The sequence below is a fragment of the Chitinophaga sp. CF118 genome, from assembly GCF_900112615.1.
In the GTDB taxonomy this organism is placed as follows: Bacteria; Bacteroidota; Bacteroidia; order Chitinophagales; family Chitinophagaceae; genus Chitinophaga.
This window is the reverse complement of sequence record NZ_FOMK01000002.1, coordinates 487,537-509,178: the sequence shown is the minus strand read 5'-3', so window position 1 is coordinate 509,178 and position 21,642 is coordinate 487,537. Positions and strand designations below refer to the sequence as shown.

General features: G+C 41.8%; 13 protein-coding genes. 11 read left to right on the top strand and 2 right to left on the bottom strand.

Annotated elements, in window-relative coordinates:
- Positions 1 to 62: 62 nt before the first annotated feature.
- Positions 63 to 140: an IS3 family transposase gene (locus BM176_RS33105; protein ID WP_369823737.1), complete on the bottom strand. Its 78-nt coding sequence runs from the start codon at positions 138 to 140 to the stop codon at positions 63 to 65.
- Between the two features lie 388 nt (positions 141 to 528).
- Between BM176_RS33105 and BM176_RS10310 the strand changes: the two genes are divergently transcribed.
- The 11 genes from BM176_RS10310 to BM176_RS10260 all read left to right on the top strand — a co-directional run bounded on the left by BM176_RS10310 (position 529) and on the right by BM176_RS10260 (position 20,436).
- Positions 529 to 3,804 carry a SusC/RagA family TonB-linked outer membrane protein gene (locus BM176_RS10310; RefSeq protein WP_090102502.1) on the top strand — a complete coding sequence of 1,092 codons (3,276 nt, stop codon included), beginning with the start codon at positions 529 to 531 and terminating at the stop codon, positions 3,802 to 3,804.
- A 19-nt stretch (positions 3,805 to 3,823) separates the two neighbouring features.
- On the top strand, positions 3,824 to 5,503 hold the full coding sequence (locus BM176_RS10305) for a RagB/SusD family nutrient uptake outer membrane protein (protein WP_177230360.1): 1,680 nt from the start codon (positions 3,824 to 3,826) through the stop codon (positions 5,501 to 5,503).
- Positions 5,504 to 5,524: 21 nt separating this feature from the next.
- The gene (locus BM176_RS10300) at positions 5,525 to 8,359 is read left to right on the top strand and encodes a SusC/RagA family TonB-linked outer membrane protein (RefSeq protein ID WP_090102498.1); all 2,835 of its coding nucleotides are present in this window, start codon (positions 5,525 to 5,527) and stop codon (positions 8,357 to 8,359) included.
- Between the two features lie 20 nt (positions 8,360 to 8,379).
- On the top strand, positions 8,380 to 10,068 hold the full coding sequence (locus BM176_RS10295) for a RagB/SusD family nutrient uptake outer membrane protein (RefSeq protein ID WP_090102495.1): 1,689 nt from the start codon (positions 8,380 to 8,382) through the stop codon (positions 10,066 to 10,068).
- 17 nt (positions 10,069 to 10,085) lie between these two features.
- A complete protein-coding gene (locus BM176_RS10290; protein ID WP_177230359.1) occupies positions 10,086 to 11,159 on the top strand; it encodes a DUF5013 domain-containing protein in 1,074 nt (357 codons plus the stop codon).
- Between the two features lie 3 nt (positions 11,160 to 11,162).
- Complete coding sequence (locus tag BM176_RS10285; RefSeq protein WP_090102491.1) at positions 11,163 to 11,972, top strand: glycoside hydrolase family 16 protein; 810 nt, start codon at positions 11,163 to 11,165, stop codon at positions 11,970 to 11,972.
- A 532-nt stretch (positions 11,973 to 12,504) separates the two neighbouring features.
- Positions 12,505 to 12,963, top strand: a complete 459-nt coding sequence (locus tag BM176_RS10280) for a GyrI-like domain-containing protein (RefSeq protein ID WP_090102488.1) — start codon at positions 12,505 to 12,507, stop codon at positions 12,961 to 12,963.
- A gap of 196 nt (positions 12,964 to 13,159) precedes the next feature.
- Positions 13,160 to 14,779: a tetratricopeptide repeat protein gene (locus tag BM176_RS10275; RefSeq protein ID WP_090102487.1), complete on the top strand. Its 1,620-nt coding sequence runs from the start codon at positions 13,160 to 13,162 to the stop codon at positions 14,777 to 14,779.
- A 189-nt stretch (positions 14,780 to 14,968) separates the two neighbouring features.
- Entirely contained in the window at positions 14,969 to 17,743 is a 2,775-nt protein-coding gene (locus tag BM176_RS10270) for a TonB-dependent receptor (protein WP_090102485.1), read from the top strand.
- 12 nt (positions 17,744 to 17,755) lie between these two features.
- Positions 17,756 to 19,111 carry a hypothetical protein gene (locus BM176_RS10265; protein WP_090102483.1) on the top strand — a complete coding sequence of 452 codons (1,356 nt, stop codon included), beginning with the start codon at positions 17,756 to 17,758 and terminating at the stop codon, positions 19,109 to 19,111.
- Positions 19,111 to 20,436, top strand: coding sequence for a histidine-type phosphatase (locus tag BM176_RS10260; protein WP_090102481.1), 1,326 nt, complete (start codon positions 19,111 to 19,113; stop codon positions 20,434 to 20,436). The genes BM176_RS10265 and BM176_RS10260 overlap by 1 nt, the downstream gene beginning before the upstream one ends.
- A gap of 54 nt (positions 20,437 to 20,490) precedes the next feature.
- Here the strand turns inward: BM176_RS10260 and BM176_RS10255 are convergent, their stop codons facing one another.
- Complete coding sequence (locus tag BM176_RS10255; RefSeq protein ID WP_090102480.1) at positions 20,491 to 21,513, bottom strand: LacI family DNA-binding transcriptional regulator; 1,023 nt, start codon at positions 21,511 to 21,513, stop codon at positions 20,491 to 20,493.
- Between the last annotated feature and the right edge of the window lie 129 nt (positions 21,514 to 21,642).

The window sequence follows — 21,642 nt, the reverse complement described above, 5'->3', positions numbered from 1 at the left end:
TTATCGTTGTGCGGTATCAAAATGAAGTGCACAAGATTTATGTTAATTAAGGCGGCTTGAGTTCAGTATTTTACTGGGCTCAAGCCGTTTAACTTTAGTTTTATTTTATCATTGTTATGATAGTCAATGTATTTGATCATAACAGGATTTAAAGACTTTCAACCTCGTTTTATTTACGTTTTATTCGCCCTGGTAGATAACATGTTGGAACAAAACTGTTTAGTAGTTCTACAGAATTAATTAAATGTCAATTTTACAATAAAAAGTTAAAATCCAGTCACACCTTGTTAAAAACTGCAAATTGGCTTAGGGCCGGAAGTAATAACTTTCCTCTCTGTAGAAATTTGTATACCTATTTGTTAAACTATGTAATCGATTACTCATTCCCGGATTGCAAAAGAAAGATTCCATAATATAAGGGTGGACGTTATGATTTAAAAGCACAAATCTCTTTAACTGAGGTTAAGGGATACTTATTTCTGTCTGTTAATGTTAAACTATTTTCTAACTACTGTAAAGTGATTCAACATGATTCAACGAATTTTACTCCATTGGGTGAAGTGTACACTATTTCTCCTGTTGAGCCTTGGCACTGCGGCTGTATATGCCCAGGCGCCGGGGAACACCGTGAAGGGAACTGTCTCTTCAGGCTCGGAGATTTTAATAGGCGTAAGCATTTACGTAAAAACCAATCCCCGGGTTGCAACAAAAACTGATGAAAATGGTCAATACTCATTAACGGTACCGGCTAATACTACACTTGTTTTTTCATTTATCGGATTTAAGAATCAGGAAATCAACACTGGTAGCAGGAGTTTGATTAATGTAGTGATGCAGTCAGAAGATAAAGCATTAGGTGAAGTGGTGATAGTAGGATATGGGAAACAGAAAACGCCTACTGTTACAGGAGCGATATCTACCGTATCAGGAGGGGAACTGATCTCAACTCCTGTATCCAATATTGCGAATATGCTGGTAGGTCGTGCTTCGGGTATCAGCGCAGTACAATCGAGCGGAGAACCCGGACAGAATGCCGCTACTATACGCATCAGGGGGATTGCCACACTGAACGGACAGGATCCCTTAATCGTAATAGATGGAATACAGCAACCTGCGGAACAACCTTACGTTGTATTGAATTCAATGGATGCGAATGAGATTGAAAGTATCAGCATATTAAAAGATGCCTCTGCCACTGCGGTATATGGTATCAGAGGAGCTAATGGTGTAATTATTGTTACTACCAAAAGAGGAAAAACAAACAGACCGAAGTTTAGTTTTTCTGCCAACAGCGGTTATACGAAGGCTACTTCGCTCTTGCCAATCCTGAACTCTTATGAATATGCGCTGTTTAGAAATGAAGGCGTATACAATGCAAGGGCTGCTGGTAATACCAGTTACGATAACCTGTTGTTTACTGAAGATGAACTCTGGAAATTTAAGAATAACAGGGATTACACGCCTAACGAAGTGGATGCTTTGGTGGGTTTAACGGCCGATCAGAAAGCAACATTGAAAAACAGTCCTGCATTATATTATGGCAGTCATAATTATTTTAAAGAAACATTTGGCGGACAGGGAAAACAACAACAGTATAACCTGAATGTGTCCGGTGGATCTGACAAAGTAAAATACTTTACCTCCCTTGGTTATTACCATCAGCAGGGTATCTTAGCGAATACAAGTTATGGAGATGCCAATACCAATTCTAACTATCAGCGTTATAATTTCCGCTCTAATTTTGATATAGATGTGTTCCGGAATTTCCAGATTAGTGTGAATCTCGCCGGACAATCATCTGTTTCAAGATATCCTTCCGGCGGCTATGGCCCCAGCAATATGGGAGACAGGTATCAGAATATTATCCAGAGCATCTTTGAAAGCAGCCCCTTTGTTGGGCCAGGTATTGTAGATGGGCATCTTGTTAGCCGATATATAGGCACTTCCGGAGATGGTATTAACCCATTGATAGGAAAAGGAGGTAGTGGACAATCTCCATTTGTTGCATTATTATCTTCCAGTGTGATAACTGAATACCTGACTACGTTAACAAGCACGGTAACGTTAAAACACCAGATGGATTACCTCACAGAAGGACTGAACCTCAATGGTAAAATCGCTTATGACGATAGCTACACAAAAGGATTCTACAAACTGAAAAGCATTCCTCAATATAGTGCGATGCGCGATCCCGCAAATCCCAATAGCATTATTTTTACCGGTGGTCAGTTAGATCCCGATTATACTTCTGATAACTGGGGAAACGGTGCCTGGCGTAAAGTATATGTAGAAGCTTCGATAGATTACCAGCATAGTTTTGGTAATCATAACGTTTCAGCCCTGGTGTTAGGAAATGCTCAGAAATATACCGCCAACAATATGGCATATAATACACCTTCCGGTTTAATGGGACTGGTAGGCCGTGTTACCTACAATTATAGCGAACGATATTTATTAGAGTTCAGCATGGGCTTAAATGGAACGGAGAACTTTGCACCTTCTAAACGTTTTGGTTATTTCCCGGCAGTATCGGCGGGTTGGGTAGCATCCAAAGAACCTTTCTTCCCGGAAAATAAATGGGTTACATGGGTTAAATTCAGAGGCTCTTATGGAGAAGTGGGTAATGACCAGATGAACAAAAGACGATATCTGTACCTGCCTAATTCCTGGGCGTATAACGGTTATGGTTATCATTTTGGAAATAGTAATGGCTCCAGTACCAATCCTTTCTACAGTGGTGCTACAGAAACAGCTTTGGGCAACCAGGAAGTAACCTGGGAGAGAGCTAAGAAACTGAACCTTGCAGCAGATTTACGTTTTATCAACGATAAATTATCCGTTTCAGGTAGTTTGTTCAAAGAAAACAGGGATAATATCCTGGTAACATTACAAACGATTCCCGCTACTTATGGTGTACCCTCTTCGAGTGTACCGCCTTCCAATTTAGGAAAAGTAAGTAATAAAGGATATGAAATTGAATTGGGCTGGGCAGACCAGATCGGTAAAGTGAGCTACTTTCTAAAAGGTAATTTCTCTTATGCGAAGAATAAGATCGAATACATGGCAGAGCCTCCATATGCTTATCCCTGGATGAATGAAACGGGTTATTCTATAGGGCAGTATAAGGGATATGTGACCAATGGATTTTACAATACACAGCAGGAATTAAATAACCGTCCTTATAATACCAATGGTAATAATGCAAGATTGGGAGATGTAAGATATAAGGATATTAATGGAGATGGGATCATTGATAATAAAGACCAGGTGCCTATCGGGTATTCTAATCTGCCACGTATAGCTTTTAACCTGTCACTTGGTTTTTCCTATAAAGGATTTGATGTATCTGCATTGTTCATCGGTTCTTCACAAGGCTCTTTCCCTCAATCAGGTTATATCCTGAGTACGCCTTATGCAAAGAATGTAGGCGCTGTATTTCAACCTTATTATGATGGACACTGGACTGCAGAAAAATATGCTAAAGGAGAGAAAATCACTTATCCTGAATTCTCTTTCAGCGGCTCAGGCCCTAATAACCTGTTCAGTGATTTCTGGTTGAAGTCCAACGATTTCAAGCGTTTGAAAAATCTCGAAGTAGGTTATTCCCTGCAGAACAGAAGATTGCTGGCAAGAGCGCACATCAGCAGTATCCGCATATATGCAAATGGCAATAACCTCATCACCTGGAGTAAACAGGTAATGAAAGGTATAGATCCGGAACTGGCAGACGATGGGAAGTCCAGTATGGGATACATCTATCCGCTTACCAAAACATTCAATTTTGGAACAAACATCCAGTTCTAATCAAATTAAATCCAACGTGATGAAACGTATTGCCTATTTATTATTACTGTGTGTGATTATAGGAGCCTGTCAGAAAGACTTTTTGCAGTTACCGATATCAAACAGTACAACAACCGATTCCGTTTTTTCAACTACTATAAAAGCGCAGAGTGCCATTGCAAATGCATACCAGCGGGCATTATGCCAGGGGCTGCCTTACCAGGGATCCTGGAATTCTATGGTGCAGGATAATATATCCGGCGCACTCACTTACGGCTTTGGCTGGACATGGGGCAATGGAATTGCTATTTCTACCGGTCTTACTGCCAGTGGCAATATAGAAGATATGGATGGATATGCTTTTAATTTCACAGCTATCCGTCAGGCTTACCTGGTGAAAGAAAATATTGATAAGGTCACTGATATGTCTGCCACAGATAAAGCTATCGTAAAAGCAGAAATGCAGGCGCTGGTGGCTTACCGGTACGAACAGATGTTTATAATGTATGGGGGAGTACCAATACTGAGTAAGAGTCTGACCGTAAATGATGACCTTAATATTCCCCGTGCGCCGCTAACTGAAGTGCTGGACTCTATCATCTCCTGGTGTGATGCATCAGCAGCTGTATTGCCTTCTCAATGGCCAGCTACCTTCACAGGCAGGATGACCAAAGCAGCAGTTTTGTCAATTAAGTCAAAAGCGCTCTTATATGCCGCCCGCCCGTTATTCAATACGGGATCTCCATATTTGGATTTAGGGGCTAATAACAGCCTTATTTGCCTCGGCAACAGTGATCCCGGCAGATGGCAGCAGGCAGCAACTGCAGCAGAAGCAGGAATCCTGGAAGCAGAAACCAATGGAGGGGCTAAAATTATAAATACCGGCAACCCGTTGGACGATTATGGCACTGCCACCTCAACGCCTTCCAATGCAGAAGTACTACTGGCATTCAAATACGAAACAGGCAGTATGAATACCTTTTATAACATGCACAACTGGCAGGCGTATGGCAACGGTCTAACAACAAACTACCTGGAATTTTATTATAAAGCAGATGGTACCAATCAGGTATGGCCAACTACGTCTACTGATTTTGCAGATTATCTCACCAAAATGCAACAGATGGAGGCCCGCTTCAAAGTATGTTTTAAGGCGTGGCAGATAGATAGCTGGAATAACCCGAACGATAATTCATGGAGTAACCAGGCACTTTTTCAGTGGCAGATGAACGCTTGTGCTGTACCCGTGAAGTTCTATTATAAAGCAGGTACCAGGTCATGGTTCGAGTTTCCCATCTTTCGCCTTGCGGCACTTTATCTGAATGCTGCTGAAGCATATAATGAAATGGGACAGCCTGCAGAAGCACTTGCAAAATTAAACAGAGTTCATCAGCGTGCAGGCCTTCCTGCTATTACTGAAACAGATCAGGCAGCACTGCGTACTATTATTCAGCGGGAATGGGCTGTGGAATTCTTCGATGAAAATTACTGGTTACACGATATCAAACACTGGAAACGTAGCGACATTGGAAATGGATTGATAGGCGGTAATATCCGGGCATTGAAATTCAATAGCCAAACGGGTGGAAAGCTCACGGGTAATACGGATTATGAAGATGGTGTATTATACAAAGGTTTCTGGGCTCCCCGCCAATACCTGAACCCTCTTCCGCAATCGGAGATCAATAAGGGTACACTTATTCAGAATCCGGGTTATTAATCTAATATAAAAATATTAAAAATGACTTTCAGAGAACTCTCATTTATTATATTCCTGTCGCTTATTTCCTTTGCAGGAGTAAGAGCACAGGATACTATTGTCTACGAGCCAGGCCCGTTATTAAAAGTGAAACCGGCTTTGTCTTCATCATCTGTTTCTACTGTAACAGGGGCCGATTTGTATAAAACACCTGCCGCTAATATCACCAATACACTTTATGGTCGCCTGCCGGGATTAACCGTGTTGCAGGGCACCGGAGAACCGGGTTACGATGATGCTTCCATGGTGATCAGGGGATTGGGTACATATGATAACAGGGAAATGACCATTTATGTAGATGGCTTCCAGGTAACATCGCATTACTTTCAGTACCTGTCATCTTCAGAAATAGCATCTGTCTCTGTATTGAAAGATGCAGCGGCCCTGGCTACTTTCGGTATGAGAGGTGCAAACGGTGTATTATGGATCATTACTAAGAGGGGACAGCATAGCAAACCAACAATACAGTTCCAGGTAAGAAGCGGGATCCAACAGGGTATGAATATAAATAAACCATTGGGCTCTTATGATTATGCACGGTTGTATAATCAGGCTATCAGTAATGATAGATACGGTGTGAACGGGAATCAATATATATGGGCACCTAAATATTCAAATGCGCAACTGGATGCTTATAAGAATGGTACCGGCACCAATGTAGACTGGTATGATGAAGTATTGAAGAAAAGCACTCCCTACACTGATGCCAACCTTGTATTCAGCGGTGGGGATTCTACTGCGATGTATGGAGTGATTGTAGATTACATGAAAGATCAGGGACTGTACGATGTCTCTAACAGCGAATCTACTTCCAATGCACAGATCCAGCGTTTTAACCTCCGCTCTAATCTCGACTTTAATTTCTTTAAGATCTTTGAAGCGAAAGTGGATCTGGGTGGACGTATTGAAGACAGACGTTATCCTAGTTATAACGGACCCACCCTCTGGAGTAATATGGCACTTTATCCTTCTAATATTTACCCTGTGAAAGATGAAAGTGGAAACTGGTCGGGTACTACGATATATGCGAATAATCCGGTTGCTTCTATCAGGGCATTGGGATGGATCTCCACACATGACAGAACTCTGCAGGCCAACTTTAACCTGAAAGAGAAGTTTGATTTCATTACACCCGGTCTTTATCTGAATGAAGCCGTGTCTTTTAATACATGGACCAGGAACGTTGCGAGTAAAACGGCTACCTATGCACGCTTTTATAATGGAGTACAAACTACTACAGACGTTACCAAAGATATCACAGCCAGTGGAAACTCTCCGGTAGGTCAGTACGACTGGAAACAAGCGAATCTTACAGCTGGTTACGACCGTAGTTTTGGTGTTCATGCAGTATCTGCTGCTGTGAATTATTTTGCCAGTAGTTTCGTTGAAGACTGGAATGGCAGTCTGAATGGATTGGGGGTAAATACAGGTAACAACATCTTTCATCATTATACTAACCTGAGCGGAAGAATTCATTATGTTTATAACAACCGTTATGTAGCTGAATTCGGATTTGCTTACAGCGGATCAGACAATTTTGCACCAGGGCATAACAAAGGATTTTACCCCGCTGTTTCTGCCGCATGGATCGTTTCCAATGAGAAATTTATGCAGAACAGTCCTGTTGTAAATCTCCTTAAAATAAGAGTATCTGTAGGTAAAACCGGTAATGAAACATCTGATGCAGGCAGGTACCTTTATAAACAATACTATAATAATAACGGCGTATTCTATACCGGGAATAATAGTTTTACAGGCAATGCGGGTTATGCACTCAGTTATATTGCTAATCCGGACATCTTTGCTGCACATAGTATTAAATACAATGCAGGAATAGACGCTACGCTTTTTAATAAGTTAAGTGTAACAGCTGATATGTTCATGGATAAACGCGGTGGTATTATCACCTACGATAACAATACCTACCTCGCTACATTGGGTACATCGTTCATGTATAAGAACATTGGTAAGGTAACGAATAAAGGCTTTGATCTCTCAGTTAATTTCAGTGATAAGGTGGGGAAATTTAGATACAATATTGGAGCAATGGCATCTTATACTAAAAATAAAATTGATTACTGGGGAGAGGTAAAACCTGTCAACGATTTCAATAAAACCACCGGGTTGGGCATTGGCACTCCAATGGGGCTTGTGGCCGATGGGTTTTACCAACTGGAAGACTTTAACGCTGATGGTACGCTGAAAGCTGGATCAGCGGTGCCTGCATTCGGTGCTGTTCAACCGGGAGATATCAAGTATAAGGACATGGACAAAAGCGGTTATGTAGATCAGAACGATATCACTAAAATCGGTAACCCGGATTTCCCTTCATTGTATTACTCTTTTAATGCAGGAGCTACTTATGCAGGGTTTGATTGCCAGATCTTTTTCCAGGGTGCCGCAGGAGGAGATTATAACCTGCTTTCTGCATCACAATCGGTGGCCTTTATGAATAATTCGAACGCTTATGCTATTGCAGATGGTGCCTGGGCATATTATCCAGATCAGGGAATAGATACAAGGAGTACTGCTACCTATCCAAGATTAAGTACATTGGCTAATACTAATAATTACAGATACTCTACCTTCTGGATAAAGAAAAATAACTTTTTGAGGATCCGAAATATAGAACTGGGATATTCTTTACCAGAGCTTTTATTGAACCGGTTACACTTGTCGCGGTGCAGGATCTTTGTCAGTGCAACAAATCCTGTTACCTGGAGCAGCCTGCTAAAGGATTACAATCTTGATCCGGAAACACCTTCCGGTTATCCCGGTCTGAAATCATATACCAGTGGTCTCAGTCTTAGTTTTTAATCATTAAAAAACGAATCGCTATGCTTAGTCGACATAAATTATACACTTATCTTTTAATAGCAGTAGCCGCAGGTTTAGCATCTGCCTGTTCGAAAGATTTTCTGGAAACAAGAATTGATACTTCTCCCACAGACGAAATAGTTAAATCAAATTATGTATCGTTATTCGTTTTCGCAAATGCCCCTTACGTTAATCTGCGTGACGGCTTTTTAACACTGGATGCTAATTTGTTTGCAGCTGCAACTGACGAAGCTGAACAAACATCCGGAACATCTATTGCATTGCTGTTTAACCAGGGAAGCTGGAATGCAACCACTAATCCGGATAACTATTACAGCAGCTATTATGCTGGTATCAGAGCAGCTAATTATTTTATTGAAAATTCTGTAGCGTATAAAGCCATTTTAGGCACGAGCAGGGATACCATCTCAGCCGCTGAAAAAATCAATTATCATAATGATGTTCAGAATATTGCCTGGTTCCGCGGGGAAGCGCATATTCTCCGTGCCTGGTATTATTTTGAATTGTCAAAACGTTATGGTGGCGTTCCATTAGTTACGAAAGTATTGTCCACATCCGATAATACGAATTTGCCAGCTACACCATATGATAGCATTATCAGCTTTATCGTAAAAGAAGTTGATACTTATAAAGACAGTCTGCAAGCGAACTGGAAAACCTCTTCTTACGCCAATTATGACGGTCGATTTACACAAGGGGTAGCATTGGCAATTAAAGCAAGAGCATTACTATATGCCGCCAGTCCTTTACACAATACTACCTCAGATGTTACTAAATGGCAAGCAGCTGCCGCCGCCGCGCATGATCTGATAGTGTTTGCACAGGGAGCCGGACAATACGGTCTGGCAGCAGACTACAGGAATTACTTCCTGCAGAATAATGCAGTTACCGGCAATGAAACGATCTATGCTATCCGTGAACCCGCATCCAATAGTCCTGAAACACAGAATTATCCTATTGCAACATCAGGAGGTAAGAGTGGAGTTACTCCTTCACATAACCTGGTGGCAGATTATGAATATACAGGCACACCTGATCCTGCCAATCCTTATGCAAACAGGGATCCCCGTTTAGGTTATTCCATCGTTACAAACAACAGCACCTGGAACGGTCGGACGATCAATGAAGCAGCGGGTGGCACAGATGATATGGCGAATACCAACAGCAGTAGAACCGGTTATTATCTGAAGAAATTCCTGAATGACGGTTTGAATCTGGTACAGGCACAAAAAGTAGTACATGCATGGATAGTATTCCGTTATGGAGAAGTATTGCTTGAATATGCAGAAGCAATGAATGAAGCATATGGTCCGGATAACGACAATGGCTATGCTCTCACAGCCCGTGCAGCGATCAATATGGTACGTAACAGACCCGGTGTGGCAATGCCGGCTATAACAGCAGCAGGGGCCGATGAGTTCAGAACAGCACTAAAGCATGAGCGCAGAATAGAACTGGCATTTGAAGATTACCGTTATTGGGATCTGATCAGATGGAAAGATGCTGAGGTAGCGTTGAATGCTCCTATACAGGGCGTACGTGTAACGCTGGCACCTCCGGTGATTACCTACCAGGTATTCAATGTAGAGAACAGGGTATTTGATGCCCGCAAAATGTATTACTATCCATTCCCTCAGTCGGAGATCAGCAAATCCGGAGGGGTGTTGAAACAGAATCCAAATTGGTAACATTTTTAATGAGTTGTATGAAAAAGTTATGTCTGTTCTTAATTACATGTTTTATCATTCTTGCCTGTAATAAGGAAGAAACCAAATATGGTATTACCAATATCTTCATGCCTCAGGCAGTGAATATGTCTGGTGGAATCAATGCGAATTATACCGTTCCATCGGGTACCGATTCTTCCACATATAATTATCAGCTGGATGAGGAGAACAAGAAAATAAATATTATCCTGGGCGTTTCACGTGCAGGTATGCAGGCCAGCGAGGCTTTCTCGGTAGATATTGTTACCAACACAGATACGATTAATCAGTTGCTTACAAATGGCATTCTTGATACCACTACTTTACTAATGCCATCTTCTATGTACACGTTACCAACTGATATAGCAGTAGCAGGAGGAAAGAGTGAGGGTACATTTAACCTTTCTGTAGATATTAATCAGATCAAGGAAAATCAATATGCGGGAAAGAAACTAGCGCTGGCAGTTTCTATTCGCAGCAAAGGGAAATATGAAGTAGCTCCGTCACTCGCCACCACTATCGTGATTGTAAATGTGGACGCACTGGTAATAGGACCCTCTGTAAATATCACTGCGGCGTATGTGAAAAATGCAGGACTTCCTTTCATTGCAGCAGAGATGAGTTCCGGAGGCCGCTGGGGAACACTAGCCGACTGGACAGCCAACACTGCCGCCAAAAGTCATACTGGATACGGTGGATTCTCCAGCGATGCAGGTGGTACTATGAATCTCGAATCGGGATGGGGATCTCCTGCTATTCACAACGGTAAGATCTACCAGACAATGACTTTGCCTGCCGGTACTTATACTTTTGATGTTTCCAATCTCAATTGGCAGGGAACTAAAGATCCTGCTTATATTGTGATAGCACCAGGAAAAGACACTATTCCAGACTATAGTAATGTATCAGGTAATACAGAAATCTATTCTACTTTGTTTACAGCGCCTAAAGTGACGTTTGCTTTAACGGAAGAAACAAAAGTAACAGTTGGTTTTGTAGTAGACTATATCCAGGATCAACAGGGATTTAAGATTAATAATGTGAAACTATTAAATTATCCAAAGCATTTATAAAGCATGATAAGAGGTTTAACGTTGCTGACATTGATATTGTGTATTACAAATGTTGGTACGGCACAAAGGTATAAACTGGTATGGGCCGATGAATTTAATAAGGACGGTGCTCCGGATCCAGCCAACTGGCGGCCGGAGACAGGCTTTGCCCGTAATGAAGAATTGCAGTGGTATCAGTTGGCCAATGCCCATATTGAAAAAGGTATGTTGGTAATTGAAGCGTGTAAAGAACAGATGCCCAATCCAGGTTATGTAGAAGGTAGCCACGACTGGCGTAAGAACCGTCCGTTCATAACATATACAGCCGCTTCCATCAAAACAGAAGGACTGCAAAGCTGGAAGTATGGACGTTTTGAAATGAGAGGTCGTATCCCTGTCGACCAGGGCTTATGGCCCGCCTGGTGGACACTTGGAGAAAAGGGACAATGGCCCTCTAATGGAGAGATCGATATCATGGAGTATTACAAGGGCAAGCTGCTGGCCAATATTGCCTGTGGCACATCCAAAGCTTATAAAGCCGAATGGTATAGTAATACCCGTCCGGTAGATTCCGCCTGGGCCGCAAAGTTTCATGTATGGCGTATGGATTGGGATGAAAAAGCGATTGCTTTGTTTGTAGACGATACCTTGCTGAACAGGGTGGAGTTGAATAAATTGCAGAATAAAGATGGAACAGGAATCAATCCTTTCATGCAACCGCATTACATGTTATTGAACCTTGCCATTGGAGGAATGAATGGAGGAGATCCGGGTAATACCACATTTCCTAAGCGCTTTGAAATAGATTATGTAAGAGTGTATCAAAAACAATAGGCACTGAAGGAGTAGCTTTCTGTTCTGAATAGAAGCGCGTTATAACGAATGCAAGAAGCCTGTATCCATAAGTAGGATGCAGGCTCTTTGTTTTTGGAGATCAGGAGGAGTTTAAGTAATTCTCAGGCTCACAAATTATTTTTGAGGTTCTCTGTTAAGGATCAATTGTCGCAAGTAATTGAACAAGGGAAAACTTCTGTAGATAATAATATTAATAAATTGAAAAACTTAGGTATCCTTGTAAGAGAAGGATCAGACAAATCAGGGAGATGGTTAATAAACCAATTACCTCTTCCTTCGGAATAGCCCTTGGGTAGTAAAGTGGGTAGTAAAAATGATGGGGACATTTTACATAATATCTTCATTTGTTTTGAAACCGTTTACAGTAAAGGGTTAAGGAAGAAATGGATTTATTGGCGAATTAAGGGGAAATTGAAAAGTGGGTAGTTAAGTGGGTAGTAACTGTTGTAGGTCCCTGCTGACATAGGGTTGTCACAATACTCCCCCATATTTGTACTGAAATAATAAAAAAATGGAAAAGCAGACGCTCAAATCATTCTATGTTCTTGGTATTGCAGTAAGAACCACAAACGAAAACGGACAATCAGGAAAAGATATTCCTGCTCTCTGGGATCAGTTTATGTCGCAAGGAATCATGGAGAAAATCCCCAATAAGATTGATAACACTGTTTATAGCGTATATGCGGAGTATGAGAAAGATCATACAAAACCCTATACCACTATTCTTGGTTGTAAAGTAAGCAATCTGGATAATATTCCGGATGGAATGACCGGGATCACTATAGCCGGAGGCGATTATCTTAAGCGTATTGCCAAAGGAAATCTCCTGCAAGGTGTGGTATTTAATGAGTGGACTAAAATATGGAACTCAGATATTCCAAGGGTTTATACAGCAGATTTTGAAGTGTATGGAGAAAAAACACAAAACCCGGAAGATGCGGAAGTAGATATCTTTCTGGCAGTGAAATAAGTGATAGTTTGTAAAGAAATGCCTCTATGCAATGTAAAATCTGTATAAAGGTATTTCTTATTTTTATTTTAAAAGATGGGCTTCAAACTAATATCCTCATCCACCTCTTAACAATTACATAACATTAAACCCTTTTCTTTGCCTGCAGCTTATTATTAACCTCCCGGGGACGGAGGTCGGATATTTACTTCCAACTATGAGAGTTTTCTTTGTTTTAGCAGCTTTAGCGCTTGCCATAACGGTAAAAGGGCAGGATAGGGACCGTATAGAACTTACTTATACCAGACAACTCGACATGCATCTTCCAGATTCTTCTCTGCTGGAATTAAAAAAGATGTACGACAAAGCCACATTGCAAAAAGATCCTTTAACAATGGGGACTTCCCTTCAACACATGGGGAATATCTGTTATTATCTGGGCAATTATCCGCAGGCATTGGATTTTCACCTCCGGGCGGATAAGATCTTCCGCGATCTGGAACGGAAAGACCTGCTGGCAGGAAATCTGAATGATATGGGTATCCTCTATTATTACAACCGTCAGATCCCACTGGCAGGAAAGCAATATGAAGAAGCTCTGGCCATTTACCATCAAATGCATAATGATGAGGGATTGGCTGATACCTACGGCAGGATAGGACACCTCTACGAAAAGCAGCATCAATACGACAGCGCCTTTTATTTCCAGCGCCTGGCTTTGCAACAATATAGCCGGATATCAAAAAAAGAAGGCATCGCAAAGATCTACGAGAATATGGGCAGCATTTATGAAGATCTGCAAAAGTTCGATTCTGCCCGCTATTACTACGAACATTCCTACGACCTCTATGAACAGTCAGGTGAAAAAGTAGCTATTATTGAAGTATTGAACAACCTGGGAGATATATCCCGTAAAACAGGCCACTATAATGAAGGACTGCTTGAGACAAGGAAAGCCCTGATCCTCGCGGTAAAGGCGAATAACCTATATGGAAAAGGGGCCGCTTATCATGACATAGGTAAAACCTACAACCTGCTGAACGAGAAGGACAGTGCTTATTACTACCTGGAACTATCACGCCGTGCTACTATAGATATCTACTCTGCCGAAAACAACCGGCAGACCGCCTTTTTAAGTGTATTATTTGATATGGATAAAAAGAATGATGAAATAGTGGACCTGCAGCATGCACGTGACATCAATATTATTATAGCTATCTCCACTATTATTGTGATCCTGCTACTTCTGGTGCTTGGATGGGTAATTATTAGCCGGCAACGGTTAAAGATTAGAAATGCGGTCACCCTGGCCTTGCAAAATCAACAAATTCATGAGGCCCAGCAAGCATTGATGCAAACAGCCCTTGAAAATAAACAGCTGCAGGAAAATAAGCTGGTGCAGGACCTGGAGGTGAAAGGGAAGGAGTTGACCTCACATACCCTCCATGTGATCCAGAAAAACCAATTGCTGGAAGACTTGCGCAACAGGCTGGAATTAATGGTAAAAGATGATAAACGGGACCAGAAAAAACAAATCCAGCAACTCATTCAGCAAATCAATCTCAACTTTAATTACGATGAATACTGGACAGGATTCAGGGAGATCTTTGAACAGGTACACCAGGAATTCTTTGCCAAACTGAAAGAAAGAAGAGATGACCTTTCTTATAATGATCTCCGCCTGGCTGCCCTCATTAAATTGAACCTCGATTCAAAAGATATGGCCACTTTATTGGCTATCTCACCAGATAGTTTGAGGGTATCAAAGTACAGATTGAAGAAAAAACTGCTGCTGGAAGAAGGGGAAAGTCTCACTTCATTTATCAATTCTTTATAAAGTGATGTTACGGTAACAATTTGTTAATGTAGCGTACGTCGTCTTTGTATTAATTGATAATCAACTGATTATTTTCCCTTGTTCACTCTTTGTATACGCTCTTGTTCACGATGTATCATTTTGTATACGGTAGTTTTTACGCTTACTGTTTGCCTTTATTCACATTTGCAGCATCAAAAAACTGCTACAATGAAGCGATTATTTTTTCTGTTTATCCTGTTGACAGCGATCGGGTTTTCTGCCCACTCGCAGAAAGTCAGCCTGAGCGGCCAGGTAGTTGATAAACAATCCGGAGAGCCTTTACCGGGTGCAACTATCAGCGTAGAAATCTCGGAGCAAAAACATTTTATTGTTTCCGGCCTGAATGGAACATTCATTTTAAAGAATCTTCCAAACGGCAACTGGAAAGTAAAGGCAGTTTATGTTGGTTACAACTCTTATAAAAACGAAATAACCGTAAACGGAACACCTCCCAATATGGTCATTGAACTGGAAAAAAAGAACAATGACCTGGCAGAGGTGAATGTAGCGGGTAAACACGATAAAAGCACTGATGCATCTGCTATGCAGGCCGACAGAAAAGCTACCCTGGTTCAGAACTCTGTTTCCGCCCGTACAATAGAAGTCTCCCCCGACCTCTCCGTGGCAAACGTAGTACAGCGTATTTCCGGTGTATCTCTGGAAAGAAGCACCAACGGTGAAGGCCAATACCCTATTATCAGGGGAATGGACAAACGTTATATCTACACCCTCGTAAATGGTATTAAGATCCCTAGTCCGGATAACAAGAACCGTTACGTGCCTTTGGATATCTTCCCGGCAGACCTGCTGGACCGCCTCGAGGTAGTAAAATCCCTTACCCCGGACAGAGAAGGAGATGCTATTGGCGGTGCTGTGAATATGGTCATGAAAGATGCGCCTAACCAGTTAAGTGTAAAAGCAAATGTTGCTGCAGGATTCGCAGGTAAATTCACCAGCGAGGACTTCACCACCTTTGACAACAGTGCCAGCCTGGATCGTTCTCCACGTGCCACAAACGGAACTACCTACCAGGCTACGATGAAAGATTTCCCGAACAGCGCCTTCTCTCATTCGGATAAACATAATCCCATTGCATCCTTGCTGGGATTATCTGTAGGTGGTCGTGTGTGGAAAGATAAGCTTGGAATTATAGTAGCAGGAAGTTACCAGAATAACTACCGTAATGTAAGCTCCGTATTCTTCGGGACTGAGACAGATATGAATAACGGTAATGCACAGGTAACCAGCATAGAATCCAGACAATATTCCATCCAGCAGCAGAGAAGTGGTTTACATACCAAACTCGATTTAAAGATCGATGATAATAATAAGATCAAGCTGTATGCTGCTTATCTCAATTTGGAGAAAAACGAGTTCAGAAGTGCATCGGACACCAACCTGCAATTAGGAAGGTCTGGAGCCGGCACGGGAAGGATCAGCAACAGTTACAGAACCTATCACGATGTGCAGCAGATCTTCAATATCACATTGAATGGTACACATAAGATCGCGAAGAACTTCGGGATGGATTGGTCTGCTGTTTATTCAAAAGCCAGTGATAACCGTCCTGACGAAGCTACATTGGGTCTGGTTACAGGTGTTTCAAAAGACGCCAGTGGTGCTTTAATACAAGCTCCGTTAAATCTTGATCCGGTATCTCACAGGGAGTTCTCCCGTAATTCGGATGAAGATAAAAGCGGTTACCTGAATTTTACCTATAAATCAGAAATTGGGAAAGCGGATGTAAACTGGTCAGCAGGTGGTATGTACCGTAATAAATCAAGGACCAGCAGCTATGATGATTATAGTTTGCGTCCTACAGATCCAAGCAACCAGGTATATGACGGGGATATCTCCCACAATAATTTCTCAGTATTTAATGGAGAAGGAACGGTTGATAATGCATTAAATTACTCCGCTACAGAAAACGTAGGCGCTGCTTATGCTATGGTGAAGATCAACTGGAAGAAATTTGAACTGACCGGCGGTGCCAGATACGAGAATACAGATCTTTCCTGGCAAAGTGCCGTACCGCAAACTGTAAAAGGAAGAACAGGGTCTATTACTTATTATGATGTATTACCCAGTGCATTACTGAAATATTCATTAAATAAAAAACAGGCTATCCGCCTTTCTTATTACTCCGCTATCAGCCGTCCAAACTTCTATGAAGTAATACCTCACAATGGTGGAGATCCGGATGCTGATTACCAGGAAATAGGTAACCCTAATCTGAAAAGGACTACTGCAGATAACTTTGATCTGCGCTATGAATATTTCCCTAAAGGATTAGATCAATTACTGGCAGGTATATTCTACAAAAGACTGAACAATCCTATTGAATATGCATTGGAAAATGTAGGAACCAACGTTTATTATACACCGGATAATTTTGGTAAGGCCAGCAACTATGGTGCAGAGCTGGATATCACCAAATACTTCAGGTGGTTTGGTATAAAAGCAAACTACACGTATACACACTCTGAGATCACTACATCCAAGATTAAATATTACAGCACGGGCACCGGTACCTCGCAGATGCAGGTGAATCAAAGTCGTCCGTTACAGGGGCAATCAGCTCATATTGCTAACTTATCCCTGTTATTTAAAGATGATAATAAGTTAGGATTAAATGCACAACTGGCATTTGGTTATACCAGCAGAAGGATCAATACGGTATCTCAGTTCCTGGACAATGATATCTGGCAGAAAGGATTTGCACAGATGGACTTTTCTGTAGAGAAGAGAATTACTAAACGCTGGTTTGTATATGCAAAGGTGAATAATATCTTCGATACCCCTTATGAGCTGGAGATCAGACAGCCTTTTACCGGCAGCGGAACAGTAGGAGCAGTACCTCACCAGGAGATCGGTAAAAATACCTTTGTACGCAAGGATACCTACGGATCTAATTACCTGCTGGGTGTAAAATTCAAACTTTAAACAATTATTACCATGCAAAAATTACATTTATATATAGCGTCAGCACTTATCCTGAGTGCCTGTCATAAAGAGGAATCAGTAAAAATATCAACGGCAGTTATCTCTGCCGGTCAGACGATCACTTCAGATACGCTCACAGGTTCTGTGAAGGGAACCCTGGGCACTGGTAAAACTTATTACTTTAGTGCCGATATTACTATCAATGCGGGCGATACCCTGCTGATGCAGGCTGGCTCTAAACTGATAGCCCTGGGTGACGGTAAAAGTACAGCTACCAGTCCGCAAATTACCTGCAACGGTACATTTATCAGTTTAGGGACTGCCAATGAGAATAACTATATTACGGTATTAGACAGCTTGCGTACTACTGCCAGTATTGGCAAAGGATTCTGGGGAGGTATCCAGTGTGGCGCAACAAGTGGAGATGTAATCATCAAATGGACACATATGGAATTTGCCGGTGGACCAGCAGGAGCATCTGCAGATCCGGCAGTGTTTGCGGCAGGAGATCCGAGGAATTTCCTATCTTATACTAATATTGATGGTAATGTTATTATAGAAGATTCATGGTTTTATGGTAGTACAGATGATGGTATCCGTATTCTGCATGGTAAGGTGAGTGTGATGCGTAATACATTCGAAGCCTGTGCTAAAGCAGGTGGAGAGTCCCTGAACTTAAAAGCAGGTTCTATAGGAGATGTGGCATACAATGTTTCAATAGGTGGTGCAACCAATGCATTCAAAGTATCTAACAGTGGAGGAAGTACGGTGCAGACAAATGTATATGTGTATAACAATACTATCCTGAATAGTGGTATGCGCCAGGTGAAATCAGGTCGGGGTGGTTCTATCAACTATGAAAAAGGTGCGCAGGGCAAGATCTATAACAACATGATCATTAACTGCCGCTATGGCCTGAGGATCACACCTGATGCGGATACCCTGCACATTAATTACAACAACAATTTCTTTTATTCTAATGCACAGTACCAGATATCTGCATTTTATACTTCAGATGGAAGAGGTGTAAAACAGAGTAATGATATCATGAGTACAACGCCTAAAAGTAATAATCCGTTGTTTGCTTTATACGATGTGGACCAGTTTGATTTTTCAACTGTAACACCGCCACTGGATATCTCTGCCATGCCGATTGCTATTATCACTGCACAACAGTATAACTTTAGCCTGTTACCGGGTTCTCCGGCTCTTCGCAAAGCAGATGCTGATATCTTTCAGGCACAGAAAGTTGTGACGCAGGGAGGGCTTTACGGGGCCACTACAGACGAACCTGGCGTGGATATGGGCGCTTATCAGTCGGACGGTTCAGGGAATAAACATTATACCTCAAGTATATTAAATAAATAATGATGGGGAAGAAGTGGAGCTTAATTATTTACTTTTTAATCGTTACTATAAATCTATCTGCGCAGGAAGCAGGAACCAAGACACCATACCCCTTTTCACAGCAGCAATATACGCCAGCCCCCGCGGGCTTTGAACCTGTATTTGTTAATTATGTAGGCAGGCATGGAGCCAGGTTCTTAACGAAAGCAGGAAGTGATATTACGCTGTTACAGGTGTTATCAGAAGCAGAAAAAGAACATGCACTGACGAAGAAAGGGGTTTTACTGAAAGCGATGGTAATACGTTTTCTGTCTATAGAAAATAACAATTACGAGAACATCAGTTTACTGGGAGAGGAAGAACAGGCCGGCATAGGAGCGCGTTTGTACAATAACTATAAGCCGGCGTTTAAAGGTCGTGGAATGGAAGTACAGATTACACATAAGGTCAGGACTAAACAAAGTGCAGATGCTTTTCTGCGGTCTTTTGCAGGGCAAAAAAGTGAATTTGCCTTAGTAAAGGATTCTGATGAAAATGTGTTACGGTTTTATGACCTGTCTCCTGCTTACCAGGTTTTCAAAAACAGTCTGTCAGTACAACTTGATTCTCTTGAAAAAGACCCGCGGACGAAACAGACTGCTGCCAGTGTATGTGCGAAGATCTTCACCGGTACTTTTATAAAGAACGGAGTAAAGGTAACTGTGCGCCAGAAGCCGGTGGTAATGGATGCTGCGGCAATCGCAGCATGTGTTTACGATCTGTATAGCGTACAGTTGTCGATTCCGCTGGAGATGAAGAAAAAAGGATATACCCGGGATAGTATTGATTTTGGGATAGTATTAGATCAAAAAGAACTGCAATGGTTCAACTTTAAAAACGGTGCAGCTGATTTTCTGGAAAAAGGTGCTGGTATAGATACGCTGGGTATCCAGGTGAGAATCGCGGCTCCTTTGCTGGCAGATTTCTTAAACAGCACAGAAAACCCGACAGGAAAGGATGCTGTACTGCGTTTTACCCATGCAGAAGCTATTTCACCTTTTGCTACATTGCTGGGAATACGTACTGCCAGTGTGCCTGCTGCATCCGTGTATAATTATAACAGGCACTGGAAAGCATCTTCTATTATTCCTTTAAGCGCTAATATCCAGTGGATCATCTATTCGAATGGAAAAGAAAAACTGGTAAAAGTATTATTGAATGAAAGGGAGGTGGCATTGCCTGTAAAAACCGCTCACTACCCTTATTATCGCTGGGAAGATGTCCGGTATTATTATCTGAACAAACTAAAAAGTATCGGAGTAAATCCTAAAGATGATATGCATCAGTATCTGCTGCAATTAAAATAAGAATTATTTTCAGAAAAAAAAGCCCGTATCGTTATTATGATACGGGTTTCTTTTTTACGTTGATGATTGTATGATGAGGTTCGTTGCAAGAATCTTCCGCTCAAACTCTCTTACCGGTCTTTTACTCTCTATCAGTTGTAATAGCAGGCTGGTGGCTATTTCTCCCATTTCAAATGCCGGTTGTCGTACAACCGTCAACGGGGGATGCAGTAGTTCTATCAGGTCTGAATTAGAGAAGCCTGTTAGCGCAATATCCTGCGGAATACGGATCCCTTTACTTTTCAATACCCTCATTGTGTTGGTGGTGAGTTTGTCAGATGCAGTAAAGATTGCATCCGGGCGCGGACGTAACTTCAGCAACTGGCTTACTGCCTGTTCCACTTCCTCCAGCTGGAGCCCGGAATAGCGGGAGTATTTGATCAGTGCTTTGCCAGGTTTCACCCTGGTTTGCGCCAGTGCCTCCATATAACCGGCTACACGTTCGCGGCTGATTGAAAGGCTTTCGGGCCCAGCCAGTACGGCTATATGTTTATACCCTTTATTGATCAGGTGTAGAGTGGCATCATAAGCCCCGCGAAAATTATCTACCATCACTTTATGCGTCTGGATATCTTCTACAATGCGGTCGAAGAATACGATAGGAAATCCACGGTCATGCAATGCCTTCAGGTGATCCATATTCTGTGTACTGCTGGATACAGAGATCAGCAAGCCATCTACAGATCGGGAGGCCAGGTATTGCAGCGTCATGACTTCTTTTTCGTAAGATTCATGTGTCTGGGAAATGATAACGTTATAGCCACTATCTTTAGCTACAGATTCAATTCCATTAATAGCCTGTGAGAAAAAACTGTTGGCAATTTCGGCAACGATCACACCTATAGAGCGGCTTCTCTTTTCTTTGAGACTCAGTGCAATAGGATTCGGATGATAATTGATCCGGGTAGCATATTCCAGCACCAGTTGTTTAGTGGCGACACTTATTTCGTGACTATCGCGCAATGCACGCGATACAGTAGAGGTAGAAAGCCCCAGTGCGATTGCAATATCTTTTATAGTTACAGCTTCAAATTTCATAGCGCGTTACGTAAATATAGTTGTTTTAGCCTGCAAATTATAATCAGCGAAGAAATCGATTCGCTGACTTGTTATAGATTGATATATAGTCATTTAAAGATTGGTATTTATTTATAATGCTATTTTTCG